Genomic DNA, 13,996 nt, shown 5'->3' with positions numbered 1-13,996 from the left:
CCCCCCCCCCCCCCCCCCCCCCCCCCCCCCCCCCCCCCCCCCCCCCCCCCCCCCCCCCCCCCCCCCCCCCCCCCCCCCCCCCCCCCCCGCCCCGCTCCCCCTGGACGCGATCATGCCCACCCCGCGCCGACCGCGCCGGCTGTGGCACCGTGACTCCGACGAAAAGCCGATCTCGATCACCCGTCCCTCCATCGTCGTCGCCGGGATCAGACGAATGCCCGATCCGTCACAATGCCTGATGTGATTGTGGACAAGGCGATCTACTGCGACGGCGTGCGCGAGACCATCACCGGGGACATCAGTGACGCCTTCACCGATGCCCGTGCCAGGGGCGACTGCTTTCTGTGGATCGGCCTCCACGAACCCACCCAGGAGGAGTTCGACCTGATCACCAGGGAGGTGAAACTGCACCCGCTGGCCGTGGAGGACGCCATCCACGCCCATCAGCGGCCGAAGATGGAACGCTATGACGACACCTTGTTCCTGGTGATCAAACCGCTGCTGTACGCGCAGGAGACCTCCGACATCGAGGCCGGCGAGATCAACCTGTTCCTGGGCGGCGATTTCGTCATCAGCGTCCGCCACGGCAAGGCGAACCCGCTGACCGGAGTGCGCCGGCGCCTCGAAGCCGACCCCGCGTTGCTGGCCGCCGGCCCCGCCGGGGTGCTGTACGCCATCTGCGACCAGGTCGTCGACACCTACTCACAGATCTCCCACGAAATCGAACAGGACCTCATCGCCCTGGAGCGCCGCGTTTTCAGCGGCGAGTACGTCGACGTCACCGAGGACATCTACTCGCTCAAACGCGAGGTGCTGGAGTTCCGCGCCGCCCAGGATCCCCTGGTGCCGGTCCTGGAGGAGATCGTCAAAGGCAGGGTGGAACTGTGCAGCGTCGCCCGCGACCAGTTCCGTGACGTCCTGGACCACCTGTTGCGCGTCGACGCCCAGGTCGACGAGCACAACGAACTGCTCACCAGCGCCTTGAGCGCCCACCTGGCCCTCGTGGGCCGCGAGCAGAGCGCCGCGGCCATGCAACAGAACGAGGACATGCGCAAGATCTCCTCCTGGGCCGCCCTGATCGCCGTGCCCACCATGATCGCCGGCATCTACGGCATGAACTTCGACCACATGCCCGAACTGCACTGGCTGCTCGGCTACCCGCTCAGCCTCAGCGTCATGGTCATCGCCGTGATCATCGTCCACCGGCTGCTGCGCAGGAGCGGGTGGCTGTGAAGACGCCCGAGTCCCTGCGCCGCAGGCTCTCCCCGAGCAAACTCCTGCTGGCCGCGACCATCGCCTGGATCATCTTCCTGACGGTCATCATCCTCCTCGACCCCCACAACCCCGCCCCCACCCCCTGACCCGCGGCGCCCGGACGACCGCTCGGGTTGATATGGCCGGGCACCGCGCAGACGGTCGGCGATGCCCGCATCCGCAAGATGCCGAGTCCGCAGCCGGCCCTACTCGGTGTCCTGTGCCTCGATCAGGTCGAGGTCGCGGACGCAGAAGCCGTGGTGCTGGAAGGTCTCGTTCAGCACCGTGCCGAGGCACTGCCCCACCGAGCGGCCCCGGGCGTACGGCGGCCAGACATCGTCGTCGGGCACCGGCGCTCGCGCCGCGAGCTGCACAGCGGTGACCTCGTCGAGCCAGGCCTGGAGCTCGGCGGCCTGTGCGTCACGCACGCTCACGATCTCGTCGAGGGACGGATCGAGCGAGAGGTCGAGCCCGTGCGCTCCACGGTAGGGCTCGACGGTCGGCCCGATGCCCATCGGCGTGAACGGCTCCCTTGAGCCCAGGCAGCAGCGGCGGAACCACGAGTCGTGGACGAAGACCAGGTGGCGCATCGTCTGCGCCGCCGACCACTCGTCGTTCACGCTGCGGCGCTCGATGCCGGGCGTACGGCGGATCCGCTCGATCGTGGCGTCCCAGGCGGCATGGAGCCGACGTGATGCCTCGCGCAGGTCAACGGGGTCCTCGGAGCGGATCAGCACCCGCACCGGATGACGCCGGTCGAGCTCCGCCTCGACGTACTCGGTGACCTCGACACCGTTCACCACGAGGTTGGTGACGAGCCCGTCGATCACGGCATCCTGCATGACGACGCCGATCAGGCGTGCCCCGGTCAGATCACATTCGCGGAACTCCGCACCGTGAAGATCCTCGTCGACATACCGCGTCATGCTCCGCATGCTAGTTCCGAGCACCGACAGGCCGGCCCCCCCGGCTTGATTCGGCCTCTTCCAGATCCTGAACCGAGCGCGAACAACGCGACAGCGTCGCGATCGCCTCCAACGACGCCGGCGTAGGTGGTCCTGGACGGGAAAATGTTCACAACCTGCCGGTGACCAAGTAGCCGCCGTCGCCCACGGCGATGGCGGTGGTGCCGGAGCTGGGCGAATCCCGGCTGGTGCCCACCGCCATCGGCGTGGTGAACGGCTCGTCGGTCGTCGGGCGCGCTGCTTTTGTCGGTGGCCGGCGCGATCGCCCGGGGGCGTCGGCGTGTGGACGCTGATGCCGCGCAGGCCTCACGGCTACAGCGGCGGGTAGGCGTTGGCCAGCAGCTGCCGGAACAGCGTGGGGAACCACTGCCCCTCCACCGGGGCGTTCGGCAGCGCCTGGCCCGGCACGTACGCGCCGCGCGGCTCCTGGAACAGCGGGTTGCACCGCTGGTCGTACGGGATGTTCTCCGGGTTGGGGACGACGTCCGCCGCGCTGGCCCCGTCGGAGACACCCGGCGGCTTGATCCACGCGTAGGCGTCGATGCCGGGCGCGGGATCGGCCCGCGGCCGCTCGCCGAGCCCGGCGCCGATCTGGTTGCACCAGTTGGCGAGGGTGACGCGGCGGTCCATCCGGGACTGATCGACGAACGTGTTCACGTCGGTGGAGGTACTCGGCGCCGTCGGGCGGGCCGAGCCGCCCCAGCCGTTGCGGGAGGTGTCGATCACCATGCCGATGGTGGGCGGGTACCCGGCGGCGATCAGCCGGTTGCGGAACGCCTGGGCGAACGACAGTTCGTCCACGTAGTCGTTCCAGTCCACCCAGCGGGTCCACTTCACCGACGCCCCGGAGATCACCGTGGAGGCGGTGAAGAACGGCTCGGTGAGCGCGGCGTAGTCGGCGGTGTTCACCGCGAAGCCGTGCACGGTCGGCAGGCCGTCGCCGGTGGCATTGCCGACGCTCGCCAGCAGTTCGGCGGCCGGGCCGAAGTTGTCCGCCCAGCCGAGCCTCCCGTGGTTGGACGCGTCGAGGTAGGTGTACACGTTCGGGATGCTGTACAGGCGGGTCAGGGCGTACCGCACGGCCAGCGGGTAGACGCCGCTGGCTTGGACCGGTTCGCAGTGGAGGGTGTACATGGTGTTGGTCGGCATCACCAGGCCTGGCAGGAAGTCCGGCTCGATCACCGTGATGATGCGCAACCGCCGGTAGGCCGGGTCGGCGAGGATCGAGGCGATCGGGTCGACGTATTCGGTGCGGTACTGGTCGAGGCCGTCCGCCTCGATGGTGAAGTCGCCGGTACTGGAATACCGCAGGCAGTTGCGGTCGGGCAGGTTGTTCAGCACGACCTGGATGGTGAGCGGCGTCGCGCCGTTGGCGGCGTCCTGCCGCACCGCCTCGTCGAGGTGCGCCCGCAGCCCTGGTATCGAGGAGGTACCGGCGATGCGGGACACCCGGTCCAGCCACACACCGGTCGAGGTCTGCGCCACCGCGGCCCCGCCGGGCTCACCCGCCGCCGCGGCCGACCACGTGGGATCGACGTACCCGTCGGCCCCGGCATACGGGTTGTCGACCCGCCCGGGATTCGGCGTGGGCGTCGGCGTCGGCGTGGGCGTAGGTGTCGGAGTGGGAGTCGGCGTCGGGGTCGGGGTGGGCGTCGGAGTGGGGGTGGGTGTGGGCGTCGGGGTCGCCGTCGGGGTGGGGCCGAGGCAGCCGACGCCGTTCAGCAGGAACAGCGCGGGCGGCGCGTTGGTGCCGGTGTACGACCCGTTGAAGCCGAGTGTGATCCGCTGCCCCTGGTCCAGCGTCCCGTTGTACGGCAAACTCGCCGCCGTCACGTTCCTGCCCGACTGGCTCCACGCGGCGTACCACCCGTTGTCCACCTGCTGGTCCCCCGGCCAGGTGAACGTCAGCCGCCACGAGGTGATCCGCGAGGCCATGTTCTCGATAGTGACGCTCGCCCCGAACCGTCCGCTGCTGTCCCAGGTCTTCGCATACGTCACCCGGCACGTGGCCGGCGGCATCGCCGCCAGCGCGGGCATGGCCGCCGCCACCACCGCGCACGCCACCATTCCCGCGACCATCGCCAAGGTCCCTCGGTACCGCGTCCTCCACCGCACCAACACGTTGTGCCTCCTCAAGACCGGGCCACGGAAAACCCCCAAGGCAGAGAAAGGGGGCGACCACCACGATTCGCCCATCCCGCACGCCTGTACACCGCGCACCCGCCCGCAAAGCCCCCGCCACCCGTCACCCGGCCCCGATCAGCCCTCCTAGCTCGGTAAGGACACCGTTACCGGCCCCGCCACCCGCCCACCCTCCTGAAAGCTTCAGCCCTCCGCCCGACCGGCGAGGTGCTCCCGCAGGCCGACACGACGCAACCGGTAGACCAGACCGACCACGCTGAGCAGCCCACCCGGTGCGCATCGTCCAGCAACCGACGCACAGCGGGCGCACCTGGAACGGCTGATGAATGTGCTGCACCACGAGCCGTGCGCCCCAGGACGACGGATCGCCTGATCGTCGGCACCGCAAGGGCGCCACTGACGCGCAAGGTCCGGGAGTTGGAGAAGCAGCGGTATTTCGGCAAGGTGGACAAGCCGGGGCGGGTGCCGACGGTCGAGGAATGGATGCGGACGTGACTCGACACCATCGCGCCGCGCACCGTCAGTCAGCTCACGTTGGACAGCACGTACAAGCCCAAGGTGGAGCGATGGGTCATCCCGGGGCTCGGCAAGCATCGGCTTGACCGTCTACGCCAGAGCCTCCAGCGGGCGGACGGGTCGCTTCAGCTCGTTGACCCCAAGACGAGCCGGTCTCGTCGCGTTGTGCCCGTCCCTGAGGCGACCCTGGCCGCCCTGCGGAAGCACAAGCGAGAGCAGGCCGTCGAACAACTCGCCGCGGGGGAGAAGTGGAAGAACAGCGGGCTCGTGTTCGCCTCGAGCATTGGCACACCAATCGAGCCGGGGAACCTCAGCACAAGGTGGCGGAAGACCAGGGCCAAGGCGGGGCTCGACTGGCTGCGGCTGCACGACCTTCGACACGCCTGCGCCTCGTTCCTGATCGCCTGCGGCGCCTCTCCCCGAACGGTGATGAAGACGCTCGGACACAGTCAGATCGGGCTGACGATGAACACCTACGCTCACGTCCTGCCCGAGGTCGAGCGGGAGGCCGTTGATGCGGTCGCGAAGAAGCTCTTCGGATGAGCGCAGAAGCACAAGGGCCGGGCTCCCAAGACGGGGTCCGGCCCTGTTGGCTGTACAAGATGGCTGTAGTGCGGGCCGAAGCAAGGCCCAACACGCCTGTTTTCGCAGGTGGGCCGCCAGGGACTCGAACCCTGAACCTACGGATTAAAAGCCGGAAGAAGACCGTCTCCTCACGTCGCTCGGCGTCTCTGCACTGCTGGTCAGAAGCCGATTTACTTGATCGTCTTCTACGAGCGTCTACACCCGTCCAGGGACGCAGTTAGCATCCGCGTTAGCAAGATCCGGCCCCCCTACCCCTTCGATGCGAACTGCGGGCAACACCAACGTCAGCGCCTCGTCGCCCTGCTCAAGCGTGTGAGGACGACTGCTCGCGTACGCTCTTGTGAGGCTGTGTTGCTGTACTCCCTGCTGTACAGCAGACGTCCCACCAGGCGCGACGCGGGCCTACGGCTACTGCCACGACCGAAGTATCTCCATGGCCTGGATCACGTCGGAAACGACGTGATCCGCGCCGTGATCGTCGCTAGACCAGGTGCCGCGATCAATCCAGATCGTGCGTAGACCCGCGGCCCGCCCTCCACCGATGTCCGCAACGAGGTGGTCACCGACCATCCATCCCCCGTCGGCGAGAATCGCGCCACAGCGCTTGGCCGCGACCTCGAACAGACCGCTGTCGGGCTTGCGGATGCCTTCGACTCCCGAGAGCGCGTAGGCGTCCACGGCCTCAGCCAGCTCCGTCCGCTGGATCTTGCCTAGCTGGTTGTCCGCAGTTCCGTTGGTGACGATCGCCACCCGCCAATCGGACGCGCGTAGCCGTGCCAGCCCCTCCATCACCTCGGGTCGACAGTGAACGAGGTACGGCATGCACTGACGGTAGCGGCTCCAAAGCTCGCCGACCGACTCTGGCAAGGCGAAACGGTCCCGAACCTTGGTGAAAAAGACCTCACGATGCGGGTAGCCGGCCCGATCGAGAGCAAGCAGCCAGTTAACCGCCCCGCTGCCCAGGTCGCGCTCGTCAGCGAACTCCTCGGCCCACGCTCGGAATGCCTGGTCCAGATCGACGAGAGTGTTGTCCAAGTCGAAGAGAGCAAGCCGTTGCATAGCCGCTCATCTTAAGCAGACCCCAAGGCTAATCCTTTGGGAGAGGAGCTCGCTCTAAGATTGAGCCATTCACTAATTGCAATGTACAAATCAGCCACCTCTTTCGGCTGGGAAGTTTGGGCAGCGAAATATGCGCCGCGGCGGGGCTTGCTCCGACGCCCTTCAGTGCACACTTTCGCGAAAAGTTCGCCGTCCACGCGCTCTAGGTAAGCTTCGAACTCGCCAAGCTTTCTGCCATCATCACCGAATTGATCGGCAAGGCTGAACACTCCCAGATTACGCCAATAATCGCGAGACTCGAAAAAGTCTTTACCAAATGCCGGCCCTGGTGGATACTCGGCTCGTTTTAATAGATGCTTGGCAAGGTCGCTACTGCTCCGTAACGCCGGACCGTCAGCGACAATTGCCCAAGGTATACCGAAGGCATCAAGATAATCGATGTAGGTCCCGAATCTGCGATCACCGTCGACACTAATAATGGGCATGTTGGCCGCTTCCGGATCAGGAAGCTTCAGACTGCTCGTATCGCGCCACCACTGAGCGAGTGCTCCGACCTCCGTGCTGCCCTCGCATAGAATGACACTTGCAGCAAACAGCAAAGCTCGAACGTGCGATGGCTCCAATAGCTGAACCCATCGCATCCACTCCGATCGCGGAAGGTCCCTAACCCGGCGAATTACTGGACCGTCGGGCCGCGGGGCCAGACGAACGATGCTAGCGAGATCCTCTTCTCTATCAACCGGCACCATGTCCGGACTGTGGGTTATTACCAGGCATTGACCCGCCTTGCGCAAGAGTGTGATCAGTCGGCGCTGCATTGTCGGTTCCAGATTGACAGCAGGCTCATCTAATAGAAAGAAACGACCTGACGGGCCAGTAAGTAGAGTGCTTAACATGAGCGCTTCCTGGATGCCCGCACCAGAAAACTCAATTGGCATTTCCCCGGAATCAGTTATAATCGTTGGCTCAACTATCCAGCCATACCGATCGTCGCCGCTATCGACAGCCGCGCGTATCCCGAAATTTTGGCCAGTAAGGAAAGAAAAAGTCTTTTCGATCTCGCGATATAGACTGCGACCCTCCACATGGCCGTTCTTCAGACGAAACAGCTCACCGGCAAGATTGCTTCCATCGCGTAGATCAGCCGGCGACTTCAGTTCAGCAGAATCGAAGTAACGCCGAGGAGGAACACGGCGATTGTCGGTAAAGATGATAGCACGCCGAAGGATCTGCGCGATGACCTGCGCGTAGGTGAAGTTAAGGGTGTCCGGGCGTTCAACTAGAAAAGCAGAAGCCAATTCTCTTATGCTTACAGGGACCGCGCTCGATGTATCTACTAGCGGCGCCACATCAAATTGTACCGGATTACCTGAAGACTTGTTTAATGCGACAGACAAATCAATCTGATTCATCAACATTGCGACCGACTTCTGCACCTCAGCAGGGTCGTTGTTTTCAATGGCCAGCATGAACCGAGTGAAGCTAATTTGATGGCCGACAGCGGCAGCGAAAGGTACGCCTGCATCAGGCGCTAGCTTGCCTGTTCCCTGACCGACCAGAGGGATATGCCAGGACTTACCCGCGTTATCGAAGTCCCAGGTCGCCCACCATGAACTGCGCATGGAGGCATCGAAATGCACTCTTAGCGTGCCTGACCATAGAGGGCTAAGCGAATTAATCGCTAACTTATCCTCTGCTACTCTGTCTAGGTAAGAAGTCCCTACTGAGCGAGCCGCTTCGCCCGAGATGAAGGCAGCTCTAACGAAATAGCCAACTAAATCGCGTTCCCATTGCTGATCAAGTTCGATATCGAGAGACACGTTAAACGTTGCCGCACCGTCGCGGCCGGCGGACCGATAGAGTTCAACCCGCTCTGTAGCCAGCTTCCCTGTGTGGTGTTCGAGGACTGCAAGCACAATATCCAAACATCGTCCAAGATTTGTCTTACCAACCCCATTCGGGCCAGTGACAAACGTCAGAGATCCATCGAGAGCAAGATCGAGCGATCGAAAAGATAGAAAGTTTTCGGCGTGAATGCCAGTTATCCGCATGACATTATCTCTATCACCAGTTTAGTCTCGATATACTAGTTTCGTGCGCGACTACTCCAAGATCTCCAGTGGCGGGAGTTGATCCACGATCTCCATCGTTTCCAGGCTGATCGTAACGATCCGCTTGAGGAGGTCGATGATGTAACGCGGATCGTCGGACCAGTCGTTGGGGTCGTTGGTGATGCCAGAATCCTTGTCGACCTTTATCTGGTATCGGTCAATGATCCACTCAATCGCGGAGCGGGCGCCGAGCTGGTAGCGGTACGCCTCTTCGGGGATGTTGGTGAGAATGACCCGGTTGTTGTAGAGGATGGTCGAGCGGTCCGGCTGCCCCTTCACCTTGGGGATCTTCATCTTCGCGACGCGATACAGGTCCCGCGCCGGGGTGCCGGATGCGGTGCCAGTGACCGTCTCCACGATGCCCCGGTACGGCTCCGCATGCTCGTAGCCGATGTGCAGGTCCGCGAGCTTCCGGCCAGCTTCGGCGTAGCCCCGAAAGTCGCTTACCTTGGGAATGCGGGGGAGAGACTTCTTGAGGTCGGCGACGAAGCGGTCGCGGTACTCCGGCGAGTGCAGCAGGCCGTACGTGTAGTAGAAGATGTCGTCCTTGCTGATTGCAGGGTTGTTGTACACCGTGCGGTAACCACGGAGAGCGACATCCGTGATGTTGTCGATTCGCTCGTGGCCGCTTTCCTCTTCGACAGATGCGAAGAGGTCATCGCCCTTACCCGGCTCGCGATATGAATAACGCGGGAAGAGATAGCCACCCTTACCGAAGAGATCCAGACACGGGATGAGATCTGTGGCCAGGACTGCGAATTCGGCTGTTGCATGAAATCCGTTAATGTAAATCCCGAAATTCTCGCAGTCCGGGGCCGGGAACATTCTTGGCAGCTTGCCTGGCCTATGGTTGAGGTCCCGATCAAAGTAGACTGCTTGGCGACTGAAAGGGCGGTACAGGCTAGTCGCCACCTGGCTCGGATCGAAAACAATTTTCTTTTGGCGGGCCACCTTGGGTATAAGGCTGGAAGACCAGCTGATCTCTCTGGGGTTGCGATCGACGAACTTCTCGGCGTCCTCTGCTCTCGGATGCGCTATACCCTTGCCCTTGGAGTGCTCAGAAAATGCGTCGACTTGCCGGTTATAGAAGTTGATTGTCGATTGGACATTCGATAGGAGGTGTTGCTTGGAGTAGTTATATACCCAGGCGTCACGGTTCGTTCCGAGTCCGAGAGAATGAATGCCAAAGATGGCATCTGAGCCTGCAGAATTATCGCCCGCTACGAGGATTTGGAAGGCTCCGAACCGCTTATCTCGCTGATTAATCCAGTCCCCATCGTCGTTCAGCGGGGTCTGCTGCCAGTCCACCGTGGCTAGGCTCTGAGAGCTAATGATACGGAGCTTATCTTCGCGGCTAAGGTAGTCGCCGATGTCTCGGTAGTGGAGCACGCACTCCTTGTCGTTGTCAGATCCCAGGCCGCCTTTAACAAGGATCAGGATGGCCACGGTGTTCCGGCTGCCGGAGCCGAAGATCTTGCCGCCCTCCTTTCGGGACTGTTCGCCAGCCGTACGTTGGTTGCCCCGGAGGTTGTAGCAGTAGATTGCATCAAACTCATCGACCAGGGACTTTCGCAATCCGTCATAAGTATTGCCGTCAATGTAGCCTCCATTGGAGACGTACGCGACAATCCCCTCGTCCTTGATTCGATCGGAGGCCCAGCGGAAGGCGCGAATATAGGAGTCGTATAGTGTGCGCGTAGATGTCGCACTGGAACGTGCAGCGTACGTGCCTCTGATTCGCTCGTCCAAAACATCGTACTTAAGGTTCTGGTTATTATCGTTCGCGCTGTCCTGTCCCACTGAGTACGGCGGGTTGCCGACGACGACGGTGATGTCCTGTGTTTTCTGTTTCTTCACGCGCTCGCTGTTGCCCTCCAGGACTTCCATCCCGTCGAACGTGGCGGCGCCCTCGGCAAGCTGGAAGGTGTCGGTGAGGACTATGCCCTCAAAGGGCCGATAATAGCCGCCAGCGAGGTCGTAAAAGGCGGCCTCGATATTGACGGCGGCCATGTAGTACGCAAGGAGTACGATCTCGTTGGCGTGCAGCTCGCTCGCGTACTTGCGCTGTAGGTCCTCCGGTTTGATTAGGCCGGACTGGAGGAGACGTACAGGGAAGGTGCCGGTGCCGACGAAGGGGTCGATGATCTGAACGCCTTCGTCGGACAGGGATCGCCCGAAGTGTTTGGCCAGGGCCTGTTCGGTGGAGCGGATGATGAAGTCGACGACTTCGATGGGGGTGTAGACGATGCCGAGCGCGTCGGCGGTCTTCGGCAGGGCCGTCTTGAAGAACTTGTCGTACAGTTCGATGATGACCCGCTGCCGGCCCTCGTGGTTGTCGATGCCCTCGGCGCGGACTCTCACCGACTCGTAGAAACCCTCTAGGGTCTTGGTCTCGGTGTCCAGACCCTGGTCGTCGAGGATGTCGAGCATCCGTTGCATGGCTTTAGAGACGGGGTTGTGCTCGGCGAAGCCGTAGTCCTTGAACAGGGCGTCGAAGACTGGCTTGGTGACGATGTGCTGGGCCAGCATGTCGACGGCCTCGGTTTCACTGACGCCGGGGTTAATGTTCGAGCGCAGTTCGCCGACGAACTCCTCGAAGGCGGCCCTCTTCTCGGGGATCTTCAGGGCGGCCTTGATGCGGGTGACGTGGCGGTTGGCGATCTGGGCAATGTCCTTGGCCCATTTCTCCCAGTAGTGGCGCTCGCCAACCTTCTCGACGATGCGGGCGTAGATAGCGTTCCGCCAGTCGCTGATAGAGAACAGCGCATCCTGGATGTGCTGGGCGTTCTGGGCTTCCCTATCCTTGGCCGCCTCGTTGCTCTCGGCGGTGCCGGAGCCGTCCGCACCCCCGACCGATTCGTCGGTGGGGCCGATGCTGCCGATGCCGATCTTGTTGTCGGGCTTCTTCTTGTTCAGGTCGATCTGATTGACGGTCGCGTTGAACCGGTCGTCGTGGGCGCGCAGGGCCTGGAGGACCTCCCAGACCGTCTTGAAGCGCTTGTTGTCGGCGAGTGCCTTCTCCGGTGACATCCCGGCGGGGATGGCGACGGGCAGGATGATGTAGCCGTACTTCTTGCCGGACGCCAGGCGCATCACGCGGCCGACGGACTGGACGACGTCGACCACGGAGTTGCGGGGGTGCAGGAAGAGGACCGCGTCCAGATTCGGGACGTCGACGCCTTCGGACAGGCAACGGACATTGGACAGGATCCGGGCCTTGGCCGGGCCGGGGTCCTGCCTCAGCCAGTCCAGCCTCCTGTTGCGCTCCAGAGCGTTGAACGTGCCGTCGACGTGGTCCACCTCACAGCGCAGCACGTCATCATCCGCGCCGTCGTAGGCGTCGACGATGTCGTTGAACCGGGCTGCGATCTGCTTCGAGTCGGCGATTGAGCGGGCAAAGGCCACGGCGCGCTTCATCGGCTCCTCGCCCTCGGCGAATCCGGAACCGTCGGCAAAGGTCCCGGTGCGTTTGGCCATCGCGTTCCAGCAGCCGATGATCTTGGCCGCGTCATCCAGGGCCAGCTCAGACCCGCCGCCGGCGAAGCCCTCTTGGAGGGTCTTGGCGACCACGCCCTCGTCGATGGTGAGGATGAGAACCTTGTAGTCGGTGAGCAGCCCCTGGTCCACGGCCTTGCCGAAGCCCAGGCGGTGGAACTCCGGCCCGTAGAGGGTCTCGTCGTCCATGGACGCGAGCACCGCGGAGACGTCTTCCGCCTGGGATTTGCTGCTGTCGTCGTAAAGGCGCGGGGTGGCGGTCATGTACAGGCGCCGGGCGGCCATCAGGTACTGCTGGTCGTGGACCTTGACGAAGTTCGACTCGTTCTGGCCGGCCAAGGTGACACCGGTGGTGCGGTGGGCCTCATCACAGATGACTAGGTCGAACTCGGGAAGCCCCTTGCGCTGGGCCTCAGCGACGACCGGCAACGACTGGTAGGTGGAGAAGATGACCGTGATCTTTCCCCGGGGGCCTCCGCCGATGATCTGGGTGTACAGCTTGACGGCATCCGTCGTGGCGGGGAAGACGAGGTCATACGGAGAGATGTCCTCGTTATCGCTCCGACTGCCCGCCTTGGTGTCCGAACACACGGCGTACGGCCGCAACGGCACCTTGGCCTCTGTGGTCCATTCCTTCAGCGTCTGGGAGAGCAGGGAGATGGAGGGGACCAGTACGAGAACGCTGCCGCCCGTGGGGACGAGATCCTCGGCGATGCGGAGAGAGGTCAGCGTCTTGCCCGTGCCACACGCCATAATGAGCTTGCCCCTGGCGTGGGACAGAAAGCCTTCGCGCACGGCGTTCAGTGCAAGGGTTTGGTGGGGGCGCAGGTCCTTCTTGTCCTTGCGCTTCATCACCTCGGGAGCGTCGAGGCTGAACTGCGACCAGTCGACGCTCGACTCATCCAGATCCTGCACCCGCAGGCGCGTCACAGGGATCTGTTGGCCCCTGAGGGCATCCTCCGCATGCTTGCTCCATTTGTCCGTTGTGGACACAATCAGGCGCGAAGAGAAGCCATCCTTGCCGGATGCGGTGAAAAACGAATCAATGTCGTTTTTCTGGAGGGTGTGGCTGGGGCCGTAGAACTTGCACTGGATGGCGGTTAAGGCGCCCGTCTCACGCTCCTGGGCGACGAGATCGATGCCGGTGTCAGGCTTTCCGGCCCGCCCGGGCCAGTCGTTCCAGAGCCAGACCTTGCTGAACCGGCTGGACCACGAGGGGTCCGTACGCAGGTAGGCGGCGATCAGTCGCTCGAACTTATCCCCCTTGTTCCGCCCGCTGGTCGAGGAGATACGTAGCTCTTCGAGAACTTCTTTAATGCTTGTCGCCAACGTCCGATTCCTGCTCTCGCGCGCCCGGTCCTTGCCGGAAAAAGACGCCCCGAGGAATGCGGTGGTTGACCGTCAGGTAAGGAAATGTCTGTCCTTGTGCGGACAAGACAAAATCATTGACGAACAGGCGCAAGCGTGATCTTGGCTACCCAAAAATGGAACATAAAGCACAAATAGGCAGAAAGGGAACGTCTGTTGCAGTGTGCGCCGCTGGCCCGTGCGGCTGTGGCAGAGACTGCCGCAAGCTGCACCCCCTTGCCCGGTGGCAAGGCCTGAGGAACGAAGGCTGCGGCAGCCGATCACCCCGGCGACGTGTGGCGAGGACCGAAGTGAGTGATCGTCACGGCCTTAGCTGGCTACTTCTGTCGGCCTCTCGGGCGCGCGGGGCGGTGCGTGCCCGGACCGGCCGAAGAGCCGCAGCCGGGCACGCAGACCGGCCGGCGCGCCCGGCGGACCGCGCAGCGGGCCGCCTTTAAAGACGTAGAGAAAGTTCTCATCCGCGGACTACGCCAACTTAATGATCTTGATGTGGCTGGGTGG

At 63.2% G+C, this 13,996-nt stretch carries 9 protein-coding genes; 4 read left to right on the top strand and 5 right to left on the bottom strand.

The window, feature by feature from the left end:
- Positions 1-240 precede the first annotated feature (240 nt).
- Together ACZ6QO_RS33615 and ACZ6QO_RS33610 are read left to right on the top strand one after the other, a co-directional pair.
- Positions 241-1,233: a magnesium and cobalt transport protein CorA gene (locus tag ACZ6QO_RS33615; protein ID WP_465856794.1), complete on the top strand. Its 993-nt coding sequence runs from the start codon at positions 241-243 to the stop codon at positions 1,231-1,233.
- Positions 1,230-1,361 (top strand): hypothetical protein, encoded by a 132-nt coding sequence (locus ACZ6QO_RS33610; protein ID WP_465856792.1) that lies wholly within the window; start codon positions 1,230-1,232, stop codon positions 1,359-1,361. The genes ACZ6QO_RS33615 and ACZ6QO_RS33610 overlap by 4 nt, the downstream gene beginning before the upstream one ends.
- A 99-nt stretch (positions 1,362-1,460) precedes the next feature.
- On the opposite strand, the gene ACZ6QO_RS33605 is transcribed toward ACZ6QO_RS33610, so the two are convergent.
- Both ACZ6QO_RS33605 and ACZ6QO_RS33600 read right to left on the bottom strand, forming a co-directional pair.
- Complete coding sequence (locus tag ACZ6QO_RS33605; RefSeq protein ID WP_465856790.1) at positions 1,461-2,180, bottom strand: DinB family protein; 720 nt, start codon at positions 2,178-2,180, stop codon at positions 1,461-1,463.
- 351 nt (positions 2,181-2,531) lie between these two features.
- Positions 2,532-4,256 (bottom strand): glycoside hydrolase family 6 protein, encoded by a 1,725-nt coding sequence (locus ACZ6QO_RS33600; RefSeq protein ID WP_465856800.1) that lies wholly within the window; start codon positions 4,254-4,256, stop codon positions 2,532-2,534.
- Between ACZ6QO_RS33600 and ACZ6QO_RS33595 the strand changes: the two genes are divergently transcribed.
- Both ACZ6QO_RS33595 and ACZ6QO_RS33590 read left to right on the top strand, forming a co-directional pair.
- The gene (locus tag ACZ6QO_RS33595) at positions 4,153-4,491 is read left to right on the top strand and encodes a hypothetical protein (RefSeq protein ID WP_465856802.1); all 339 of its coding nucleotides are present in this window, start codon (positions 4,153-4,155) and stop codon (positions 4,489-4,491) included. The two genes, ACZ6QO_RS33600 and ACZ6QO_RS33595, sit on opposite strands and share 104 nt — an antisense overlap.
- A 428-nt stretch (positions 4,492-4,919) precedes the next feature.
- A complete protein-coding gene (locus ACZ6QO_RS33590; RefSeq protein ID WP_465856788.1) occupies positions 4,920-5,420 on the top strand; it encodes a site-specific integrase in 501 nt (166 codons plus the stop codon).
- 450 nt (positions 5,421-5,870) lie between these two features.
- Here the strand turns inward: ACZ6QO_RS33590 and ACZ6QO_RS33585 are convergent, their stop codons facing one another.
- Genes ACZ6QO_RS33585 through ACZ6QO_RS33575 form a run of 3 tightly spaced genes read right to left on the bottom strand, consistent with a single transcriptional unit; the run spans position 5,871 to position 13,456 of the window.
- The gene (locus ACZ6QO_RS33585; protein WP_465856786.1) at positions 5,871-6,521 is read right to left on the bottom strand and encodes an HAD family hydrolase; all 651 of its coding nucleotides are present in this window, start codon (positions 6,519-6,521) and stop codon (positions 5,871-5,873) included.
- 11 nt (positions 6,522-6,532) lie between these two features.
- The gene (locus ACZ6QO_RS33580; protein ID WP_465856782.1) at positions 6,533-8,572 is read right to left on the bottom strand and encodes an AAA family ATPase; all 2,040 of its coding nucleotides are present in this window, start codon (positions 8,570-8,572) and stop codon (positions 6,533-6,535) included.
- Positions 8,573-8,623: 51 nt separating this feature from the next.
- Positions 8,624-13,456 carry a DEAD/DEAH box helicase gene (locus ACZ6QO_RS33575; protein WP_465856780.1) on the bottom strand — a complete coding sequence of 1,611 codons (4,833 nt, stop codon included), beginning with the start codon at positions 13,454-13,456 and terminating at the stop codon, positions 8,624-8,626.
- Positions 13,457-13,996 lie beyond the last annotated feature (540 nt).

The organism is Sphaerisporangium sp. NPDC049457 (genome assembly GCF_055586705.1).
This window is presented reverse-complemented; position numbering and strand designations above follow the sequence as displayed.

Excerpts from the sequence above, each read along its gene's own strand:
- ACZ6QO_RS33605 (WP_465856790.1), bottom strand. The coding sequence starts at position 2,180 with ATGACGCGGTATGTCGACGAGGATCTTCACGGTGCGGAGTTCCGCGAA.
- ACZ6QO_RS33600 (WP_465856800.1), bottom strand. The coding sequence starts at position 4,256 with ATGCCCGCGCTGGCGGCGATGCCGCCGGCCACGTGCCGGGTGACGTAT.
- ACZ6QO_RS33580 (WP_465856782.1), bottom strand. The coding sequence starts at position 8,572 with ATGCGGATAACTGGCATTCACGCCGAAAACTTTCTATCTTTTCGATCG.
- ACZ6QO_RS33585 (WP_465856786.1), bottom strand. The coding sequence starts at position 6,521 with ATGCAACGGCTTGCTCTCTTCGACTTGGACAACACTCTCGTCGATCTG.
- ACZ6QO_RS33595 (WP_465856802.1), top strand. The coding sequence starts at position 4,153 with ATGTTCTCGATAGTGACGCTCGCCCCGAACCGTCCGCTGCTGTCCCAG.